Annotated in this window: 17 protein-coding genes and 2 tRNA genes; 6 read left to right on the top strand and 13 right to left on the bottom strand. The window is 41.1% G+C overall.

The window, feature by feature from the left end:
• Positions 1-49: 49 nt before the first annotated feature.
• The 3 genes from pruA to ACWPKD_RS05595 all read right to left on the bottom strand — a co-directional run bounded on the left by pruA (position 50) and on the right by ACWPKD_RS05595 (position 3,495).
• Entirely contained in the window at positions 50-1,675 is a 1,626-nt protein-coding gene (gene pruA, locus ACWPKD_RS05605; protein ID WP_455411691.1) for an L-glutamate gamma-semialdehyde dehydrogenase, read from the bottom strand.
• A 104-nt stretch (positions 1,676-1,779) separates the two neighbouring features.
• On the bottom strand, positions 1,780-2,166 hold the full coding sequence (apaG, locus tag ACWPKD_RS05600; protein WP_367229571.1) for a Co2+/Mg2+ efflux protein ApaG: 387 nt from the start codon (positions 2,164-2,166) through the stop codon (positions 1,780-1,782).
• A 75-nt stretch (positions 2,167-2,241) separates the two neighbouring features.
• Positions 2,242-3,495 carry a type IX secretion system plug protein gene (locus ACWPKD_RS05595; protein WP_455411690.1) on the bottom strand — a complete coding sequence of 418 codons (1,254 nt, stop codon included), beginning with the start codon at positions 3,493-3,495 and terminating at the stop codon, positions 2,242-2,244.
• Positions 3,496-3,670: 175 nt separating this feature from the next.
• Here ACWPKD_RS05595 and ACWPKD_RS05590 point away from each other — a divergent pair, with 175 nt between their 5' ends.
• Complete coding sequence (locus ACWPKD_RS05590; RefSeq protein WP_455411689.1) at positions 3,671-6,478, top strand: M16 family metallopeptidase; 2,808 nt, start codon at positions 3,671-3,673, stop codon at positions 6,476-6,478.
• A 57-nt stretch (positions 6,479-6,535) separates the two neighbouring features.
• Here the strand turns inward: ACWPKD_RS05590 and ACWPKD_RS05585 are convergent, their stop codons facing one another.
• From ACWPKD_RS05585 to ACWPKD_RS05560, 6 genes are all read right to left on the bottom strand, one after another.
• The gene (locus ACWPKD_RS05585) at positions 6,536-7,306 is read right to left on the bottom strand and encodes a class I SAM-dependent methyltransferase (protein ID WP_455411688.1); all 771 of its coding nucleotides are present in this window, start codon (positions 7,304-7,306) and stop codon (positions 6,536-6,538) included.
• 65 nt (positions 7,307-7,371) lie between these two features.
• On the bottom strand, positions 7,372-8,190 hold the full coding sequence (map, locus tag ACWPKD_RS05580; RefSeq protein ID WP_455411687.1) for a type I methionyl aminopeptidase: 819 nt from the start codon (positions 8,188-8,190) through the stop codon (positions 7,372-7,374).
• 53 nt (positions 8,191-8,243) lie between these two features.
• Positions 8,244-10,118: a T9SS type B sorting domain-containing protein gene (locus ACWPKD_RS05575; protein ID WP_455411686.1), complete on the bottom strand. Its 1,875-nt coding sequence runs from the start codon at positions 10,116-10,118 to the stop codon at positions 8,244-8,246.
• A gap of 39 nt (positions 10,119-10,157) precedes the next feature.
• Positions 10,158-10,700 carry a thioredoxin family protein gene (locus ACWPKD_RS05570; RefSeq protein ID WP_455411685.1) on the bottom strand — a complete coding sequence of 181 codons (543 nt, stop codon included), beginning with the start codon at positions 10,698-10,700 and terminating at the stop codon, positions 10,158-10,160.
• A 2-nt stretch (positions 10,701-10,702) separates the two neighbouring features.
• On the bottom strand, positions 10,703-12,220 hold the full coding sequence (gene gpmI, locus ACWPKD_RS05565; RefSeq protein ID WP_455411684.1) for a 2,3-bisphosphoglycerate-independent phosphoglycerate mutase: 1,518 nt from the start codon (positions 12,218-12,220) through the stop codon (positions 10,703-10,705).
• Positions 12,221-12,274: 54 nt separating this feature from the next.
• Entirely contained in the window at positions 12,275-14,752 is a 2,478-nt protein-coding gene (locus tag ACWPKD_RS05560) for a DUF5916 domain-containing protein (protein WP_455411683.1), read from the bottom strand.
• 205 nt (positions 14,753-14,957) lie between these two features.
• Between ACWPKD_RS05560 and ACWPKD_RS05555 the strand changes: the two genes are divergently transcribed.
• On the top strand, positions 14,958-15,668 hold the full coding sequence (locus ACWPKD_RS05555) for a murein L,D-transpeptidase catalytic domain family protein (RefSeq protein WP_455411682.1): 711 nt from the start codon (positions 14,958-14,960) through the stop codon (positions 15,666-15,668).
• On the opposite strand, the gene ACWPKD_RS05550 is transcribed toward ACWPKD_RS05555, so the two are convergent.
• Together ACWPKD_RS05550 and ACWPKD_RS05545 are read right to left on the bottom strand one after the other, a co-directional pair.
• On the bottom strand, positions 15,657-17,243 hold the full coding sequence (locus ACWPKD_RS05550; protein ID WP_455411681.1) for a L,D-transpeptidase family protein: 1,587 nt from the start codon (positions 17,241-17,243) through the stop codon (positions 15,657-15,659). The genes ACWPKD_RS05555 and ACWPKD_RS05550 overlap by 12 nt on opposite strands.
• Positions 17,244-17,309: 66 nt before the next feature.
• Positions 17,310-17,747 (bottom strand): GNAT family N-acetyltransferase, encoded by a 438-nt coding sequence (locus ACWPKD_RS05545; RefSeq protein ID WP_455411680.1) that lies wholly within the window; start codon positions 17,745-17,747, stop codon positions 17,310-17,312.
• Between the two features lie 214 nt (positions 17,748-17,961).
• Here ACWPKD_RS05545 and ACWPKD_RS05540 point away from each other — a divergent pair.
• Positions 17,962-18,034 (top strand) — tRNA-Gly (locus ACWPKD_RS05540).
• A gap of 39 nt (positions 18,035-18,073) precedes the next feature.
• A tRNA-Gly gene (locus ACWPKD_RS05535) sits at positions 18,074-18,149 on the top strand.
• 61 nt (positions 18,150-18,210) lie between these two features.
• On the opposite strand, the gene ACWPKD_RS05530 is transcribed toward ACWPKD_RS05535, so the two are convergent.
• Both ACWPKD_RS05530 and pepE read right to left on the bottom strand, forming a co-directional pair.
• Entirely contained in the window at positions 18,211-18,996 is a 786-nt protein-coding gene (locus ACWPKD_RS05530; RefSeq protein ID WP_455411679.1) for an RMD1 family protein, read from the bottom strand.
• A gap of 73 nt (positions 18,997-19,069) precedes the next feature.
• Positions 19,070-19,777, bottom strand: a complete 708-nt coding sequence (gene pepE, locus ACWPKD_RS05525; protein ID WP_455411678.1) for a dipeptidase PepE — start codon at positions 19,775-19,777, stop codon at positions 19,070-19,072.
• A 123-nt stretch (positions 19,778-19,900) separates the two neighbouring features.
• Here pepE and ACWPKD_RS05520 point away from each other — a divergent pair, with 123 nt between their 5' ends.
• Positions 19,901-20,623, top strand: coding sequence for a hypothetical protein (locus ACWPKD_RS05520; protein WP_455411677.1), 723 nt, complete (start codon positions 19,901-19,903; stop codon positions 20,621-20,623).
• A complete protein-coding gene (locus ACWPKD_RS05515; RefSeq protein WP_455411676.1) occupies positions 20,613-21,410 on the top strand; it encodes a carboxypeptidase-like regulatory domain-containing protein in 798 nt (265 codons plus the stop codon). The genes ACWPKD_RS05520 and ACWPKD_RS05515 overlap by 11 nt, the downstream gene beginning before the upstream one ends.
• The last annotated feature ends 18 nt before the right edge of the window (positions 21,411-21,428 follow it).

Raw genomic sequence — 21,428 nt, 5'->3', positions numbered from 1 at the left:
AGTCGAACCAGTAATGGTTCGACTTTTTCAGTTTTTATGGTTTTGCTTCTTATTTTAAGAAGGCATATCTGTAATCTGTTGGTGTTACAAAGGTTTCTTTGATCGTTCTTGGCGAAACCCAACGCAACAAGTTCAATACTGAACCCGCTTTGTCATTTGTTCCTGAAGCTCTAGCGCCACCAAATGGCTGTTGGCCTACTACTGCTCCGGTCGGTTTGTCGTTGATGTAGAAGTTTCCGGCTGCATTTTCCAAGGCTTTCGTGGCTTCCACAATTGCATAGCGATCTTGGCTGAAAATAGCTCCTGTTAAGGCATAGCTTGATGTCCCATCAACTAAAGCTAAAGTTTCGGTCCATTTTGCGTCTTCGTAAACATAGATGGTAAGAACCGGTCCGAACAATTCCGTACACATGGTGTTGTATTTCGGATTGGTAGTTAAGATAACAGTTGGCTGAATGAAGTATCCAACAGATTTGTCGTAACCGCCACCGGCAATGATTTCCGCATCGCTGTCTTTTTTCGCCTGATCGATGAATCCGGCTAATTTGTCAAACGATTGTTCAGAAATAACCGAAGAAACATAATTACTCATGTCTTCCGGAGATCCCATTTTTATGGAAGCCAAATCGGCTAATAATAATTCTTTAACCTCTGGCCAAAGGGAAGCTGGAATGTACGCTCTTGAAGCAGCAGAACATTTTTGCCCTTGGTATTCGAAAGCACCTCTTGTTAAAGCAGTTGCCACTTGAGCAGGAATGGAAGACGGATGTGCCAATACGAAATCTTTACCACCTGTTTCTCCTACAATTCTTGGGTAGGTTTTGTATTTGCTGATGTTCTGACCGATTTTCGCCCACATATCGTTGAAAACACCTGTAGATCCTGTAAAGTGGATCCCTGCGAAATCAGGACTTGCTAATAACGTATCGGAAATCATTCCTGAATTTCCTGTGATCATGTTGATAACCCCAGCCGGTAAGCCAGCCTGTTGGAAAACTTCCATGATTACATTAGCAGAATATACTTGTGTTGCTGCCGGTTTCCAGATTACTACGTTCCCCATTAAAGCTGGAGAAGCTGGTAAATTACCTGCAATTGCTGTAAAGTTGAATGGTGTAATCGCATAAACAAAACCTTCTAATGGTCTGTGCTCCATTCTGTTCCAGATGCCTTCTGAAGAGATTGGTTGCTCAGCATAGATCTGCGTCATGAATTGTACGTTGAAACGCAAGAAGTCAATCAACTCACAAGCGGAATCAATTTCTGCCTGGTGAACCGTTTTCGCCTGAGCAATCATAGTAGCTGCGTTGATTTTGGCACGGTAAGGACCGGCTAACAATTCGGCAGCTTTTAAGAAGATCGAAGCTCTTTGCTCCCAAGGCATGTTTGCCCATTTTTTCTTAGCTTCCAAAGCAACAGTAATTGCTTTTTCAATGTGCTCTTTTTCTGCCTCGTGATACTGTCCCACCACATGTTTGTGGTCAAAAGGAGGCGTCATGGTTTTTGTCTTTCCAGTACGGATTTCTTCCGAACCGATATATAAAGGCACGTCTATCGTGCTGTTGTACATTTGTTTGAAAGCTGCCGCTACAGCTTCTCTTTCCGGTGTTCCGGGAGCGTATGTTTTAACGGGCTCGTTAACCGCTTGGGGAACATTGTAAATTCCTTTTGGCATAATTTGTTGTATTTGTTTTTTGAAAAATTTCGCGTAGCGAAGATACAAATTATTACCCAATAAGCTAATCGGTTAATTGTTAATGCTTTTGTAAAATTAAAGGCTTAATTTAAGGCAAAAGGTGCGCTTAATTTAAAAGAAGGAATGATCACGCGGAAGCTTTTGGTGGATGTAAAATTCACCATGTTGAAATAGCCGCGCATGGCTCCAAAGGGGGAAGAAAGCAGGCAGCCGGAGCTGTAAGTGTGTTTTTCTCCAGGTTTTAAAACCGGTTTTTTTCCGATAACACCTTCGCCGTCAACAATCTCCAAATCGTTTAAGGAATCCTGGATTTCCCAGTGGCGGGAGTTCAGCTGAACGGAATCCTTGCTTTGGTTTTCTATGGTCACTTCGTACGAAAAGGCAAAGTGAATCTTGTAGTTTTTGAAGTAAGTGCCTTCAAAACTAGTCAGAACCGAAATTTTAATGCCGCTTGTAATTTGTGATACCATATTTTGTGATAATTATGGATTTGATAACTCCAAAAATAAGAAATATTTGTTTTAGATACAGCTATTTACAAAAATTTAATTAGTGATGTTTTCGGAATTGGCAATTCCGCGACCGATAACCCTGTCGTAACGTTCACTGTTTCCTCTGTAATAGACCAGCACAAAATAGTTGTTTTCGGTTTGGTAAAAATTCCCGTCTACAGCGTTTTCATAATCGGCTTTTCCGTTTTTGTCGGCGATCACGTATTGGTAGTTTACAAAACCCTGTTTCATCAGAACGGCTTTTTCGAACAGTCCTTTTTCGGCATTATAATCCAGCTTGTATTCAGGGGTTAGTGCAAAATTGTTAAACATTCCGGTAACATAAATGTCTTTGCCGTTCAGAAAAGTATTGGCGCTTAAAGTGAAATATACCCAGGAATAATCAGCTTCCAGAGCATTCTTTTCAGCATTGATCTTGTGGATTAAATAACTGCCGTTGATGTCCGGAAAGTAGGTGTACGGATTGTTGGCACGGGCGGTGTTCATGTACAAATGCGTGTTGTAGATTTCCCCGGAGGTAATTTGCAGCACATTGTTTCCTAATCCGCGGATGTCTTTGTTTTCGTAGAACAAGAACTCATTTCCGCCCCAAAATTGGGTTTCCTTGTTGTATTTGTAGATCAAATCGCTGCCTAAGGTGTATTGCGGCTTGATATTGTAAATTGCATTGTCGAACCTTCCGTTTTGAAAAAGTACCACTTTTACGTTCTGGATTGGGTTCTGCAGAATGTTATCGCCCATTTTTATGGTAAAGTCAAGGTTCTGCATCCCGTAAATAGTGTTTAAATCCCTTGAACGTTTTATTTGTAAAGGCACGGAAACCTGTTCTTCGTATAAGATGAATTTTCTTGAAAACACCAAATCCCTGTCGGAATTGAAAACTTTAACCATGTAGTTACCGCTTAACTTAATGCGGTTGAATCGGTTGGGAAAGGTTAAGGTGTAATGGGAAAAAATCTGTAAAGTATTGAACGAGTTCTCATAGGTCATGATTCGCTGGTCGTCCATGCCCTGCAGGTATTCGGCTTTGGCTAATTGCGTTGGGGTCCAGTCGTAATTGTATTGAGTAATGGTGTAATAGTAATCTTCTTCGTTGCCGTAAAGATCGTCAAACTGTAACTCGAACGGATCTCCAAGTCGAAACATTGGAATCATTACATTGTTGTTCTGAACAAATGCAACGGTTTTGATGTTAAAGGGTGGCGCAACTTCGTTTTCTACCTGTGTGTACCCTGTTGCATAACAAAGAAGTAGTAATAGGTAGAAGAATGATTTTTTTAACTGCATTTTAAAAAAGAATTAAAGCGTAAATATAAGGATTAACATCGAGTATTGTTTTTTTTGTGACTGGTTTTTAGGATAATCGAATGCGCGATGAAAGAAAATTGTTAAATCGAATATAATAAAAAACCTACATACCGGTTATATAGATAGTTTTACAAAAAATATTAATCAATCATTTATGAAACAATTCAACAAATTAACCTTCGGTTTATTGCTGTTTCCGGCTGCTTTTTTTGCCCAGGAAATGGATTGGTCGAAAACCATTCCCTTGGATCCTGATGTCAAAACTGGAAAACTGAAAAACGGCTTAACGTACTACATCAAGAAAAATGCCAAGCCTGAAAATAAAGTCGATTTACGTCTGGTAATCAATGCGGGTTCTATTTTGGAAGACGACGATCAGCAAGGATTAGCGCACTTTATGGAGCATATGTGTTTTAACGGGACCAAGCGTTTCCCTAAAAACCAGTTGGTGGATTATCTTCAAAGTATCGGAGTGAAATTTGGCCAGCATTTAAATGCTTATACGAGTTTTGATGAAACCGTTTATTTTCTTCCGATTCCTTCCGACAGTCCTGAAAAACTGGAAAAAGGATTTCAGATTTTGGAAGATTGGGCTTTTAATGCGGTGTTGACTCCTGAGGAAATCAATAAAGAAAGAGGCGTTGTTTTGGAAGAATACCGTTTAGGGTTAGGTGCCGAAAAACGTATGATGGGAAAATATATGCCCAAACTTATGTACAATTCCAAATATGGGAAGCGCTTGCCAATTGGTCAGAAAGAGGTTTTGGAGAAATTCAAGCCTGAAGCCCTGGTGCGTTTCTACAAGGATTGGTACCGACCGAACCTGATGAGTGTGATTGTAGTGGGAGATATCGATGTTGCCCAGATGGAACAGAAGATTATCGACCATTTCTCAAACTATCAGAACCCTAAAAATGAAAAACCGAGAAAGGATTTTGAAGTGCCTAACCATAAGGAAACGTTTGTGGCCATTGAAACGGATAAAGAAGCGTCTAACTCCGGTGTCGAATTGATTTACAAAGATTCAGATTATAAAAAAGACATCGTTACCGTTAAGGACCTGAAGGATAAACTTGCTGAAGAACTTGCTCTTTCCATGCTCAATTCCAGATTGGAAGAACTTACGCATACTGCAACGCCACCGTTTACTTACGGCTATTCTTTTCACGGGAGCTGGACCAGAAAAAAGGAAGCTTTTCAGTCGAATGCAATGATGCAGGAAGGCAATCAGCTTGAAGCTTTAAAAGTTTTGGCCAGGGAGAATAAAAGAGTTCAAAAATATGGGTTTACACAAGGAGAGTTGGACAGGGCAAAATCTGAAATTATGGCTTCCCTTGAAAAAATGTACAATGACAAGGATAAAACGAACTCTTCCTTTTTTGTGAATGAATACCAATCCCATTATTTGGATAACGAACCGGTTCCTGGAATTTCATGGACTTTCAGTAGTTTAAAGCAAATTTTACCTTTAATCAATCTTAAGGAAATTAATGCGCTGGTTGGAAATTTTATCAAAGAAGAGAACCGAGTAATTATTCTGACCGGTCCTGAAAAAGCCAATCTGAAAAAGCCGACGGAGCAGCAAGTTTTGGATGCGCTGAAAATTAACGAGGCAGAAATTACGGCATATCAAGATGTTGCCGTTGCTAAAGGATTGCTGAAAACGGAGCCAAAAAGCGGTACAATCGTAAAGCGTGAAAGCAACGAGAAGTTAGGAACCAAAACGCTTTATTTGTCTAACGGTTCGAAAGTGACCTACAAAAAAACCGATTTCAAAAACGATGAGATTTTGTTTGAGGCGATAAGTTTCGGAGGAAGCAATTTGTATTCAGACACCGATATGAAAAAAGTACAGTTCGCTAACGGTGCTTTAACCGAAGCTGGTTTCTCCGGACTGAAACTGAACGATATCAATAAGTTCATGACCGGAAAAATTGCGAATGTTTACCCTTATATTTTAGGTACAACGGAAGGTTTACGAGGGAATGCAACGCCAAAAGATTTGGAATATTTGTTTCAAATGGCTCATGCCTATTTTATGGACCTGAATTATGACAAAGAAGCTTTTGAAGGTTATAAGCAGAAACAATCGGCGGTGTACAAAAACATGTCTTCTCAGCCGAATTTCTTCTTCCAACAAGAATTTTATACGTTTCTGAATAAAGAAAACCCGCGTTTCAACGGATTGATTCCAACGGATAAAACCTGGTCTGAAACTGATTATAAATTGGCATATGACAAATACAAAGAGCGTTTTTCCAATGCCGGCGATTTTGAGTTTTTCTTCGTTGGAAATGTAGATGATAAAGCAATGGAAGAATATGCTACTAAATATTTGGCTTCTTTGGCTGGAAATGCAAACAAAGAAAAAGCTAAAGATTTAGGGTATCGATTACTGAAAGGCGAACACAAAAAAGTGGTGAACAAAGGAAAAGATCCAAAAAGTAATGTAAACATTATGTATTACGGTGATGCACAGTATTCTGCTAAAGAAGCATTTGCCATGCAGGCTTTAGGGGAAATCCTTACCATTAAATTAGTGGAACAGTTGCGTGAAAATGAAAGCGGGGTTTATGGCGTGAACGCTCGCGGAAGCATGAGTAAAGTTCCGTACGGCTATTATAATTTCAATATTATGTTTCCTTGCGGACCGGACAATGCAGAGAAGTTAACGACTTCGGCTTTAAATGAACTTCAGAAAATCATCGCTAATGGTCCTGAAGCTAAAGATCTGGCTAAGTTTAAAGAAGCAGAAGTGCAGGAATTTAAGAAAGAAAGCAAGGAGAACAAATTCTGGTTGTCCAATTTCACCCGCTCGTTCACTAATGATCAAAGCGCAGAAGAAGTGTTGAAATTTGAAGAAAAAGTAAACGCTTTAACCGCAAAAGAAGTTCAGGAAGTGGCTCAAAAATACCTTACCAAAGACAAAGTAGTGGGGATGCTGATGCCTGAAAAATCATAATCAAAGCAAATCAAACGAACAGTTTTAACGAAAAAGTGCTGCAATTGCAGCACTTTTTTATTTATAACAAACCGGAAGGATTTCTCCTTTGGCCAGACAATATTTTGCTACCAGATCCGGTGAAATTTTATGGGTATAATCTTCTTCGGTTACTTTAAAGCCGATACTTCTTAATTTGTCGAAATAATCTCTTCCGTAAACACGTACATGGTCGTACTGTCCAAATATTTTGGCACGTTCTTTAGAATCGGTAATGGTATCATCTGAAAACGTTACGGCTCTTGACAGATCCTGCGGAATCTGGAAAATACCCATACCGCCCGGTTTTAAAACACGGTAAAGTTCCTGCATCGCTTTGGTATCGTCCGGAATGTGTTCCAAAACGTGGTTACAGAAAATAATGTCGTATGTGTTGTCTTCAAACGGAAGGTTGCAGATGTCGGCTTTTACATCGGCCAGAGGAGAAAATAAATCTGTGGTTGTATAGTCGATGTTGGTCTGCTTCTTAAAACGTTTGTAAAATTCCTGTTCCGGTGCGAAATGCAGTACTTTTTTCTTTTCCGTGGCGGTGAAAAAATCGGTTTCGTTTTTCAGGTACAGCCAAAGTAAACGGTGTCTTTCCAGGGATAAAGTGCTTGGGGACAATACATTGTTTCGCTGTGTGCCATATCCGTAAGGCAAAAACATACGGAAACTTTTTCCGTCAATAGGATCGATAAAGGTGTTCCCTTTCAGCAGAAAAGCCAAAATCGGTCGGACAACAATGCTTAAACGGATAAGAATTGGTCTGGGAATCGTATTTAAGATGAACTTGAAAAGTTTTTTCATGGCTTAAATGTACTTTTATGCCTTATGTGGTTTTGAACAGATAAGTCACATAAGTAACTTAAGTTTTATAAAGTTAAAGGCTGTTTTCTGAATTCGTTTTCTTCGTCGGAAGTAATGCCCAACGCCTGATAAATGTATCCGAAAGTGGAAAGCAATTCCGGTTTTCCGTCAACAATAGCCACGTCGTGCTCGAAATGCGCCGATGGTTTACCGTCAGCCGTAGTGATCGTCCAGCCGTCTTTATGCTGTTTGATGTTTTTGGTACCCTGATTGATCATCGGTTCGATGGCTACCACCATTCCCTCCTGAAGTAATTTTCCGCGTCCTTTTTTGCCATAGTTGGGCATTTCGGGCGCTTCGTGCATTGTACGTCCGATGCCGTGACCTACCAGCTCGCGAACTACGCCGTATCCGTTGTTTTCACAGTATTTCTGAATGGCGTTTCCGACATCTTCGGTACGGTTACCTGTTTTTAATTCACGAATACCGACGTAAAGTGATTCTTTGGTTACTTTAAGCAGTTTTTTGGTCGCTTCACTTACTTCACCTACTTCAAAGGTATAGGCGTGGTCTCCGTAAAAACCGTTTTTGAGTGCGCCGCAATCTACCGAAATAATATCGCCGCTTTCTAAGGGTTTGTCATTTGGGATCCCGTGAACGACTTGGGAATTAGGGCTCATGCATAAAGAATTCGGAAAGCCGTACATGCCTAAAAAAGCAGGAGTAGCACCATGATCACGGATGAAAGCTTCTGCGAGTTTGTCCAAATACAGGGTGCTTACTCCGGGTTTGATTTCCGAAGCAATCATGCCTAAAGTTTTGGAAACAATCAGCGCACTTTCGCGCATCAATTCAATTTCTTCACGGGTTTTAATGATAATCATAAGCCTAAATTTCAGTTGACAAAAGTAACCAAATTTAACTAAATGTGAACAAATTATCTTTTCAGGGAGAAATGTCCGCTGAATTCCTTTTCAAGGCCGTTCTTTTTGTATTTCAATCGGAACCAGTAATCGGAGGAAGGCAGCATTTTTCCGTTGAAGGTGCCGTTCCATCCTTCCCCGTTCGGATTTAACTGCTTCACCAGTTTGCCGTATCGGTCGAAAATATAGATTTCAATGGAGTCTAAAGCCTTAACGCCTCCAATTTTCCAGGTATCGTTGTAATTGTCACCGTTAGGGGTAAAAAATTTAGGGTAATCCACCACGATGATATTGGCGCTTAAAGCACCACAATTGTATTTGTTGCTTACCGTGATAGTGTGTTCACCGCCGGCAACATTAGTAAAGACGTTGCTGGTTTGCCAATCGCCGTTGTCAATAGAATACAGATAGTCGGGTGATGCAGGTGTTGCTATGGCCGTAATAGTGTTTTCCAGTTCGAAAGCGATTAATTCATCCGGTTGACCGTTTATGGAGTCTGGGATATAGGAATTGTTTACAGTAAAGTTAAGTGTTCGGGAACACGCTGCCGGATTGACTTTGTTAGTGATTTTTACCGAATAGTTTCCGGGAATATCCGTTTGGAACAAAGTTGAGGTTTCCCCAGGAATTTCACTTCCGGTTATCGCATTAAAACCGTTGAACCAAACGAAATCAAAATCGTCTGAAGACAATTGCGTATCGATCACCGCAGCAGTAACAGGAGTATTGTTTTTGTTTACACAAACAATATAAGGAAGACCTGAGATATTATCGACTGGGTAAATGTAAATGCGGGTTACATTTGAATCGGCAAAATTACAGGGAGCGTTGCTTACCCTTACAAAATAATCGCCGGGTTCGGTTGGCGTGTAGTTCTGACCGGTAGCGCTGGGTATAGGGTTGTTGTCCTGATACCACTGATAGGCCAGGACATCTGTTGTTGTGTTTAAACTGGCTTGATTTGTAATGTTTGCCTGTAAAACCGGATTCGTGTTCAAACACACGCTATTGGTGTGGGATACGTTTACCTGAGGTGTTGTATGAAATTTCAAAGTGATTTCATCGGTACTAACTCTTAGGTTGGCGATGATAACCGTAGGGTCGGTACTGTCATAAGCTGTTGTTTCAACTTTATAAACCCCGGATTCGGAAACTGTTAGCGTATTAGTGCTTGACGTTGAGTTGGTTATGGTGTTGATGAGGGTGTTGTCTTTGTACCATTTGTAATTGAATCTCAGGTTAGACGGAAGTCCAGGGAAATCACGTACGTCAATTCGGGCCACAATATCTTTGGTTTCCGGTTTGCAATAATCGATCTGTGTTATTTCGTTAAGCGTATTGTTAAGAATGTCTACTGCGGAAAGGAAATCGCAATTGGAACTCCCAGTTCCTCCGGTTTGGGTAATGGTGATGCTTCCCGGCTGGTTGGAATAGTTGTCAATCAGCAATACATATAATTGTCCGGTTACGGCATTAGGTAAAGTTACCGTTTCAACGCTGTCCGGAGCCCAACTGCAATCGACTTCTGTTGTGGGGTTAAGTTGGTTGCAGATGTTGTTCAGGTTGTTAAAAGGGCCCCAAAGGATAAAATCTACATCGGTTCCGCTTCCGCCATTGTTTACCTGGCTGATTTGAAGGATGATGTCTCCGCTGGTCTTGATTTCCATGAAGAACCAGGTAGGGCCTCTGAAGGGTTGAGGGATACAGGTTGAGGTAAAACTCTCATTGTTGGCACCCGTTGAATTCTGGAAAGGGATGTTGGTGGCACACGATTGGTACAATTGGTAATTGGCTTCCAACTCGGCACACGACGAAGCGCCTTCCTGAGCGTTTAATAGGGTTGCATTCAGCAAAAACAGTAACCAAAAAAGGTTAAATACTTTTGTCATTTCAATATGAAAGTTAAGTTAGGCGTGCAAAAGTATTGATTAATTCTGATACGCGTGTTTATATGGTTGGTTGGTTAGTATTTTTAACATATCCTTTTCAATACTTTCCATCGGGCTTTCCACTATTCGTTGCAGTTCCTTTTCATTTTTGTAGAAGATGAAAGTGGGTACATTGGTGATGTCGAATCCGTTTTCCAGTTTTTCAGGGGTTGTTTTCGATTTGTCAACGGTGATTAAGGTCACTTTATTGTTATCAAAACCGATTTCTTCCAGAATTTTATAGAATTCAGGGATTCTGTGCTGGCTGTCTTCACACCAGGTTCCCATAAAAACCGTTATGGAAACACCGTCCAGATGTTTTTTCAGTTCGGCAACAGTTGAAGCGCCGGGCTTGTAATTGTCGTGATTCGGGATGAACCATATCGAATACGGAACATTCAGAAGGGCTGCTTTGTGTTGTTTTCCAATCAGCATCTCGTTGGATTGTACGGTGGTTACTTCTGAAGTCATTAATGGTTTTCTTTGTGCCTGGCCTTTGCTAAAAGCAAAGGTCAAAACTAAAATGAAGATGATTTTTTTCATAATTACAGTAAAGAATGTCTTGTCATTGATTCGGGTTTTTCAACACCCATTAACGCTAAAATTGTTGGTGCGATGTCGCCCAGGACGCCATCGTTAATATGTTTTAATTCTTTGTCAACTAAAATAATTGGTACGGGGTTGGTCGTGTGTGCCGTATTGGGAGACCCGTCGGGATTGATCATGGTTTCGCAATTTCCGTGATCGGCAATAACGATGGTGGTATACCCGTTTTCCAGTGCGGTTTCAATCACTTCTTTCGCACAAGTATCTACAGCTTCGCAGGCTTTAATCGCGGCTTCCATTACACCGGTATGCCCGACCATGTCACCGTTGGCGAAATTCAGGCAGACAAAATCCACTTCGCCTTTTTTCAGTTCGGGAATCAAAGCATCTTTCAGTTCATAAGCGCTCATTTCGGGCTGTAAATCATAAGTGGCGACTTTGGGTGACGGACATAAAATTCGGCTTTCCCCGTTAAAAGGTTCTTCGCGACCACCGGAGAAGAAAAACGTTACGTGCGGGTATTTTTCGGTTTCGGCAATCCTGATTTGTTTCTTTCCGTTGCGTTCCAGTACTTCGCCCAGGGTTTCGGTGATGTTGTCTTTGTCGTAAATCACATGAACGTTTTCGAAAGTGTCGTCGTAATTGGTCATCGTGACATAATACAACGGCATTTTGTGCATGTTCTGTTCGTGGAAGTCCTGTTGCGATAAGGCTTCGGTAAGTTGTCTTCCTCGGTCGGTTCTGAAGTTGAAGAAAATTACCACATCGTCTTCCTTGATGGTAGCAATCGGCTTGTTGTGTTCATCGACCATTAAAATAGGTTCGATAAATTCATCGGTCACGTGATTGTGATAACTCGCCAGTATGCTCATCACCGGATTGATGGAATGCGTGCCGATACCGTTTACAATCAAATCATAGGCCTTTTTTACACGTTCCCATCGTTTGTCACGGTCCATGGCGAAATAACGTCCCACGATCGAGGCCAATTTAGCCGACGAATGCTTCAGGTAATTGTTTAAATCTTCAATGTATTTTGCTCCGGATTTCGGGTCTACGTCACGTCCGTCGGTAAAGGCGTGTACGAAAACGTTTTTCAGTCTGAAATCATTAGCCGCATCCAGCAAACCTCTTAAATGTGAGGTATGGGAATGCACGCCACCATCGGAAACCAAGCCTAAAAAGTGAACATTTTTGTTGTTTTGCTGGGCGTAAGCAAAAGCGTCATGCAATACTTTTTCCTGGTTCAGGGTTTTGTGCTGTACCGCCAGATTGATTTTGGCCAGATCCTGATAGACAATGCGCCCGGCTCCTAAGTTCATGTGGCCCACTTCGGAATTCCCCATTTGGCCTTCCGGTAAGCCTACGTTTAAACCGTCCGTTCTGAGGGAAGCGTTCGGGTATTGGGTATATAAACGGTCAATAAAAGGCGTGTTGGCATTATCTATGGCAGAAACTTTCGGGTCGGGCGATTTTCCCCAGCCGTCCAGAATCATCAGTATTACTTTCTTGTTCATTGTGTTGAAATTTGAAACAAAGATAACGAAACCCCAACGTAGCTGAAAATCCCTTTAGACTTTTTTACTCCATCCCTTCATCTGGTTGTAGTCGATAAAATAACGCAGACTGATCGAAAAAGTATTGTTAAGATTGTCGCTAACCGTATGATTCAGGTTGTCGATGATGTTTTTGTTCACCCGTCTTTCAAAATGGGTGGCATTGTTGCGGTACAATACCGAAATCTGGCTACCCGGGGCAAACCACCAGGAGTAGGAGAGGTCGAAATTCCAGATTTTGAAATTGTTGTCCTGGTTCTGGTTGTAAGTGGTGTTGGCTTCATAATGGCCGTCATCGGTTAAATTCATGAACTCCAGACTTTCGGTGTAGGACCAATAATAGCGTACTTTTAAATTGAAGGTCATTTTGTGGCTTAGCGAATATTTTCCCGTGATCGAATTCTCAATGGTGTTTCGGTCCCGGTTGGCAAAAATAATAGCACCTGTCGAAGCGTCTTCATCAACCCATCCTTTTTCGGAATTCTGCCTGTCGTGCTTAAAGTTGTAGATCAGCATTAAGCGGTCGCTAAAACGGTAGCGCGGGCCGAAATAAAATCCTATGTTATGGCGTATTCCCTGATCGTAGCGGTCGTACCACATTCCGGTATCAAGGGCAAAAGGGTTGTTGTAATTGGTTGAAATATCAAACCAGCTACTGATATACCGTGGGTTGTATACAAAACTGCCTTTTTTTCTCGGCTGGTAGAAATCGTAGGTTTCAAAAGGGCTTGCTTCCATGCCGCCGCCGAAGTAGTGGTTTTTTTTGCTTGTTGAATTTACAATGACGTTAAAGTTGGCTGCCTGCGCTCTGCCGGTAGCATTGTTGAATTCTGCGTAAGAATTGGCGCTGATATTGAAACTGTTGAAAATTTTCGTCGGGTTTAAGATCTGATAATTGACAGACGCATAAATGTTATGGTAATTGGTGATGAAATTGATCCCCATGTCATTAATGTCGTATTTGTCGGAAACGTATTTGCTGTTTACCGAATACCTGTATTTTCCACTTGTTTTGGAGAAATTCAGAAAAGTGGCAAAACCGTTTCTAACGGTATGAATGTCGTTTACATGACTGAATTTAGCATCACCGGAAAGTTTATAGGTATTGGCTTTTGTGTTTAAATCGAAAAGTAAAGCGGAAACATTCGCATCCCGAAATTCGCCGTTGCGTATTACATTGGTATTTACAAGACTAACCGAAGAATTTTTACGGAAACGCTGGTCCAGGACCAGAATGTTGTAATTGGCCAGTGGTTCTACTGTTTTGCTTGAGTATTCGTATTCGGTAATAGGAGGGATGTTCGGGTCTGGATTTACTATGGTTTTTTGTTTCTCGATGGTAACATTTGTTTTTTCAGTAATGGCATTTAAGACCCCGATTCCTAATCCTTTGGAGGTTCTTCCAGATACTTTCATTGCATTAAGAAGATTGATGCTGGCTGGGTAATCCAGTACTGTTTCGTCATCTTCCAATTCAAGATCGGTGTTGGGTTCGCCCCCTATTCTTCTGGAATAGAAAAGGCCACCTTTGTTGAACAGGTCGGTGCCTTCGGTGAAAAAAGGTCGGTTTTCATTAAACTGCTGTTTGAACGGGCCAAGATTCAGCACAACATTGTCGAAGGTTGTCTGCCCAAAATCCGGAACCAGGATGGCGTCGAGTGTAAACGAATCGTTGATGCCGTATTTGATGTCCATTCCGGCTTTGAATTTGTCTTCGGAACCGTTTTTGTTCGTGTTCAGATAATAGGAAGAATAAGGTATGAAAAACAAACGGGTTGGTGTTTCGATGTTTTCAATGCCTTCCAGTATTCCGGCCTGTTGGATAACCGTCCCGATTTTGTTGTCGATATAGTTCCAGGTGAATTTCTGTCGGTCCCGACGGATTTCGCGGAAAAAATTAATGCCCCAAACCTGTTTTTCTTTTTCGGAGAAACGCAAAGCGGCATAAGGGATTTTCATTTCCACTACCCAGCCGTAATCGGTCAGGGATACACTGCTGTTCCAGATACCGTCCCACGAAAAGTCTTCGTTTTTTTCCGTGGCAAGCGCGTCCATTTGCGTACCGGCCGCACTAACAAAAAACCTGAAATCCTGCTGTCCGTCATTATAACCGTTCACGAAAACCCCAAAAAAATCGGAAGTTCCAAAATTATCCCGTTCGGTGATTTCTTTTAAAATTTTAGAAGGATCGTCGTAAAGGACCGCACCTATATAAATGCCTTCATTGTCATAAAGCACCTTGACTTCAGTTCTCTTTTCGTTTTCCAGTGGTTTACCATTGTCAGGGGTGAACATGATGAAATCGGAAGCGGTTTGTGCGGAATTCCATTCTGCTTCAGACAGTTTGCCGTCTATCGAAATCGTGTTGTTTTTTTTGAAGGCGTAAACCGTCTTTTTCTCTTTAGGTTTGTTTTTCTCTTCATTTTCGACCGTTTGACAAAAACCTGAAAAAGAGCTGATTAGTGTGATTGTGAATAAAAAAAAATTGCGCATTTTTTTAAATTGATGATTGATATGTCAAATGTACTGAAATATGCCGTGATTGTTGAGATTTAAGAAATGTTTAACGTCTATTTACAAATAAAAACATCGACGAAATGTTAAAATTTACCGATAAAATGCAAAAAAAATTTGGATGGTATTGTTTTTTATTTAATATTTGCTACAACCTAACACCAACTTAATTAAAAGATTATCAATGATTTACAAAATTTTGCCAGTTCTTTTTGCTTTGCTTGTATCGTTCAAACCCATCGATGTAAAAAAAGGCAATGACCCAAAACTTACGGCAGCTAATGCGAAAGTTTCGTTAGAGGCTAAAGTGAAAAATTTGTACAGTTCGCTTGATGTGAAATCCTTCCAGATGCCCAATATGGAATGTTTTTCAAAAGCGGTAGAAGGTTACTTTCAGTTGAAAGAGCAAGGAGTTATTCAAAAGGAAATTTTGACCATTATCGACTTCAGTCTTTCGTCTACCCAAAAAAGACTTTGGGTGATTGATATGGCGACCAATTCTGTGTTGTTGCAATCCGTTGTGTCACACGGAAGAAACAGCGGTATGGAATTCGCATCTTCTTTTTCCAATGAAAACAATTCCAATAAAAGCAGTTTAGGTTTTTATGCAACCGGTGAAACCTATAACGGGAAACACGGTTTGTCATTGAAATTGGACGGATTGGAGTATGGGATCAATCATAATGCAAGAAACAGAGCGGTAGTAATGCATGGTGCGGATTATGCGTCAGAAAGCGTAATCAGAGAACAGGGCAGATTAGGAAGAAGCCAGGGTTGTCCGGCAATTCCTTACGCTATCCACAAAGAAATCATTGAGCTGGTAAAAAACAAATCGTGTTTGTTTATTTACCATCCTTCAAGAACATATGAAGCACAGTCGAAATTAATTTCGTAACTGATTGTATAATTCCGAATCGAGATTGTAAATATCGTTTCGGAACTGAAATCCATCTTCATTCATAAAAGCGGTCCAGTACAGCAAGTGAATAAAGATGGGTTTTTTTATGGGGATGCCCGAAGTTTTGTTGCTTTCGATTATTTTCTCGACTCTTTTCTGGTTCATGATATTCTCATCGGTCTCCAGAAGGTAATACGCCAGCTCCAGCGGATTTTCCACTCGTACACAGCCGGAACTTAAGGCACGTCCGCTAAGCCCGAAAAAATCACGGTGATTAGTGTCGTGAAGGTAAACCAAATGTCCGTTCGGGAAATTGAATTTTACTAGGCCAAGGGAGTTGTTGTACCCCGGTTTTTGTACGTATCGGTAATTGTTAGGTTTGGCAGCGTTCCAGCTGTACGGATCCACTTCCTGGCCTTTGGTGTTGTAAATGGTGATGCCGGTTGCAGCAAAATAACCTCTGTTTTTAGCGGCGGTCGGACCTAAATCTTCTTTGATGATTGTTGGCGGAACCGTCCAGGTCGGGTTGATGACCAGATTACTGAATTTAGAAGACAATATCGGTGTCTTTCTTTTGTCTCTTCCCACCACGACTTTGTGTACACGCATGGTGTCTTTACCTTTTACGGCGTGAAGTTTGAATTCCGGTATGTTTACGATCACATAATCGTCTCCCAAGTGTCTCGGGAACCAGCGCCAGCGTTCCAGGTTGGCAATGATCTGTTGTTTGCGTTGGTTTTTAGAATAATTCAAAGCGGCGGCCGTGCCTGGGCCAATAACACCATCAGCTAATAAACCGTGTCGCGCCTGAAAACGTTTTACGGCTTTAACGGTTTTTTCGTCATAAATGGTGGTAAGGGTGTCCGGTTTTCGGTAATCGCCCCAGTAGGCTAGTCTGTTTTTTACGGTTTTAATAATGTCCGTGGTATCGTTCGGCTTTATTTTTTCAGTGATGTAAACAGTAGCGATATCGTCGTTCGGCATTTCATTGATCTTCACCAGACTTTTTTTGAGCAGGTGGTATACCAGATGATTGGGTTTTAAAGTGTCCAGGGTTTTTTCAACAGTGTGGTTTCGAATGGCTTCCTGAAGCAGGTCGATGGCTTTCAGGTTTTTCTCGTACAGGTCCCAGTCCTTGTAAAGTTGGGTTGGCGTCACTTTTCCGTTGTACAGGTGATTGGCCAGCCGTTGAAAAGATTCGGTTAAAAGAATATCGGTCAGTACGATGTCTTTGCTGGCAAGCTTTTCTCGCGCTTTTTCTTTTTTCTCAATTTCGGAGATGCTGTAATCATCCGGATTTAGGCCTTCCGCTTCCGTTTCTTTAATAAGCGCGATCAACTGCTTCCGGTCATCGTTTTCCGTCCAGACTGTTTTGAATAAATTGTTCCGGTAAAATTCTTTGATTCTTTCGGATTTGCCCCGGAGTAAAACCGTGTCGATGTCGATGGATTTTGGCGAGACAATCGGGATTACTTTAATGGTGTCCTGTTCTTTGTTGTTGGCCAACGCAGGCTCTTTCTTGCAACTGATGAAAACTACGGATAGAAGAAAAAAGAGGTATTTGTAAGACATGATTAAGTTGTTTTTAACACTATGTAAGTTACAAAAAATGCAACCGACGTGAATGGATTTTAACATTTAGATGCTTTTATGCATCACAAAATGCGTGCCGATTTCATTGATGTCAAAAGGCTCTCCTTTGATTTTGTAGTCTAATTTTTCATAAAACGGAACAGCTTTTTCCCTGGCGTTGAACCAGATAAGTTCTCCTTTTTGTTCTTTTATATGGTGCTCAGCTTTTTTTACTAATTGTTCTCCGATGCCTTTTCTTTGGAATTCCTGTAAAACTGCCATGCCGCGAATTTGATACTGTTCCTTTTTGGAAAAGTAAGGATGGTTCACTTTGAAGATTGATACTACGCCAATTAGATCGTCGTGTTCGTATAATCCGAAATGCGCCGTGGTGCCAAGGTCGTCCCCATCAAACTGACAGCTTTCCATGGGTTTTCCCGGGCGCAGTACCGGCTGTCGTACTGAAAATGTTTCTTCTGCTTCTATTTGATGGATAAAAATCATAACACGTGTTTTTTTAAAGCGGTTGACAAATTCGTAACGGATTAATACTAAATTAATTATTCTTATAGATGCTAAATTTATGATAAAGTTGCTTTAAAAAGTTCAATATTTTTTCTTTTAAAATTTGTTTGTAACAAAAATATTTTTCTATATTTGCACCCACAATTACGAAATCATTGTACGCCGATTACGGTAAGGTTTTGTAAAAGTAAATGCGGAAGTAGCTCAGTTGGTAGAGCGTCAGCCTTCCAAGCTGAATGTCGCGAGTTCGACCCTCGTCTTCCGCTCTTGGAAAAACCCGATGAAGTTTTAAAAAGCATCAAAATGCGGAAGTAGCTCAGTTGGTAGAGCGTCAGCCTTCCAAGCTGAATGTCGCGAGTTCGACCCTCGTCTTCCGCTCCAAAAGGGCGAAAACCACACTGAAAAGTGTGGTTTTTTTATTTTAGGCCTTTTCTGGGTATTCTTATTTATGTGAAAATAAGGTAAGAGCAATCTCAAATGCTATCAGTATAATAATAATCCATTCCAGTCTGGCGCTTTCCCTAACGTTCAATACATCGGTAAAGAGCGTTAGATTGTCTTCCACAATCTGTAAGCGGTAATCCAAGTCCCTGAAACGTGGGTTGATGTCGAAATTGGCTTTCAGGTTTTTGTTCAAAAGGTTAAGCTCTTCGTTGTCCCAGACCAGGTTAGGGTCGTCCAGGATGTATAAATTATCGACAATACTGTTTTTTACATTTAAAACTTTTCCAATGTATTTGAGCAAATCGGTTTTGGAAATGCTTAGTTTTCCTCGGCGTTCCAATTCAAGGATGTATAATTTAGAAGAGGTGATCAGGTCATCGGTCAGCATCTCGTAATATTCCAGGGCCACGGACTGGCCTATGTTGAGCATTACGGTCCGTAAAATATCGGCATCGATTTTAGGGGCAGTTACATAATCGTTGCGGACCAGGTATTTATTATAAGTCGAATCTGCGCGGATTAGATATTCTTCCGAAAGATCCAGATTCACGGGAATGCCGGCGTAATTTTTAACGAAATTGAGGAATTCGCTTTTGGCCACGGCATCGAAATTGGCAAAAACCACAACGCCATAATCGAACAGGTACAAATACCGGTTGCTTTCGGCTAACGCATAAAAAACTTCGGATGTGGAGCCGGAGAAGGCTTCAGCACGGAATTCGGCACGAAACTTTTTAATGTTGATGGCTTCGGCAATCTGAACGGCTTCGATTCTCATTTCCATAACCCACTGCTTTCTACAAATTTAAGAAAATTTTCTTACTAATTTACGGCCTGTGGGTTATGAAAAGGTATGTTTAGTGTAAGTCGGACAAATCGGAACCGGTTTCCAGTTCAACAGGGGTTTGTCCTTGTTGGAATAAACGTGCGCTCAATTCGCCTTTTAAGAGTATTCTTTGTCCGGTTACCTCCAGCCAGCTGCCTTCGCGTAATCCTAAAACCGGCTGCGAATTAAACTGATGGAACTCGTTGATGCGGGTTTCGCGGGTTTCACCCATGTGTGTCGAACCTTCTATCGGATCCAGATAATGCGGATTAAGATTAAACGGCACCAAACCTAAGGTGTTGAAACTTGGCGGATACACGATAGGCATGTCGTTGGTTGTTCCCATAGTCAGGCCGCAAATGTTGCTTCCCGCCGATGTGCCCAAGTATGGGGTTCCGGTTTTAACCACTTTTTCAAGGGTTTCGATGATACCGGTTTTGTACAATTGGGTTACCAGTAAGAATGTATTTCCGCCACCGGTAAAAATACCTTCCGCTGTTTCAAGGGCCTTAATAGGGTTTTCGAATTCGTGGATTCCTTTAACCGCAATACCTATTAGTGCAAAAGCTTCACTAACTTTACGGGTGTATTCGTCGTGCGAAATTCCGCTGGGACGGGCAAAAGGGATGAAAAGCAGTGTCTTTACCTTTTCAAAGTGATTTTTAAGGGTAGGCAATAAATAATCCAGGTAACTTCCACCGTGTAAAGTAGAGGTGCTGGCAATAATTACTTTTTTCATAATCCGGAAATTTGCTCCAAAGGTACATGATTTTCGTTTTTCGATTTAACAAAAAATTACAAAGTTGTTGGCAAATAATTGTGAGAATAATCAGATATTTTTACATCGACTTTACATACAGGCATGAAACAAAAATTACTTTTTATACTCTTTTTTTTAACTACACTCTGTTTCGGACAGTCCGGCAAAGTATTGCGGGGTAAAGTCGTGGCGGAAACCAAGGAGTTGGGTGGTGTCAATATTCGAAACCTTTCGTCACGAAAAGAAGTGACTGCCCAGGCGGACGGCACTTTTGTAATTACTGCAAAGGCGGGCGATACGTTATTGTTTACTTCGGTGCAGCTCAATTCCAAAGAAATAATTCTGGAGAAAGAAGATTTTGACTACCTGCCTTTCGTGGTTCGGATGAAATTAAAAGTGACCGAATTAAAAGAAGTGGTAGTGGAAAAAAGCAATCTGGACGCCGTGAGCCTTGGCATTGTTCCATATAAGGTGAAAAAACTTACCCCGGCAGAAAGAAGGTATTATACCGCTACTACCGGTTCGGGCTTCGTTTCTGTGGACGCCATCCTTAATGCCATAAACGGAAGAACGGCCATGATCAAAAAAGAAATCCAGGTGGAAAAACATCAGGTGGTCCAGGCGAAATTAGGTAATATGTTTCAGGCCGAGTATTTAATCAGTGAACTGCATATTCCCGAAGAATATATTGATGGTTTTGTGGTCTATGCCGCGGAACAACCGAAAGTAATGGATGCCGTGAAGGCTAAAAACAAAACGCTGACCCTTTTCCATTTGGGAGAACTGGCCTTGGTTTATAATGCTATGCTGAAAGATGCGAAATAGTATTTTTGTTTTGCTTCTGCTGCTGATTTCTTTCTCGGGGAAAGCTCAGGATGTTAACCGTTCCCTTTTGCGGGGGAAAGTAGTTTCCGATTCGCTTCAGGTTGAAAATATTACCGTGCGCAATTCGACTTCCGAAAAAATGACGGTGACCGATAAGCAGGGAAACTTCAGTCTTTATGCGAAAGAAAAAGACACGCTGGTTTTCAGTGGAGTGGCTTTTAAATCGTCGGTTCTGATTGTAAGCCATTCCCATTTGGTCGATGAAGATTTGAAAATCCGCCTGGAGGTAAGAATCAACGAGTTGGACGAACTGATCGTCAGGCCTTATACCTTAACCGGAAATCTTGAAACGGATACCAAAAAAATAAAAGTAAAAACAATCGATCTGAATCTTAAAGCTATTGATTTTTCCGCTGTTGATATTAAAATCGATCCTGTGAATACTGCTTTGAGACAGGCTATGGGAACTCCCGGGAATAACTTCAACGGGATTGATTTTGCTAAATTGGGACAAAGTCTGTATAAAATAATTTTTAAGCCCAAGCCTAAAGAGAAGCGGATAGAGTACGTTACTGAAAAAATATTTTCGGAAGCTGTAAAAGAAAAATTTACGCCTTCGTTTTTCACCGGAACCTTAAAACTTAAACCTGAAGAAGTCGATCTTTTTTTGGCTTTTTGCGATGAAACACCACTGGAAAACAGAGGGTTGTTGAATCCTAAAAAAGAATTCGAACTCATTGATTTTCTGCTAAAAAAAAGTGAAGAATATCTTAAAAAAAATCGATAAATAGTTTCTTTTATTACA

Source organism: Flavobacterium pedocola, from assembly GCF_053764385.1.
Note: the sequence above shows the minus strand (reverse complement) of the source record. Positions and strands in the feature narration are given on the sequence as shown.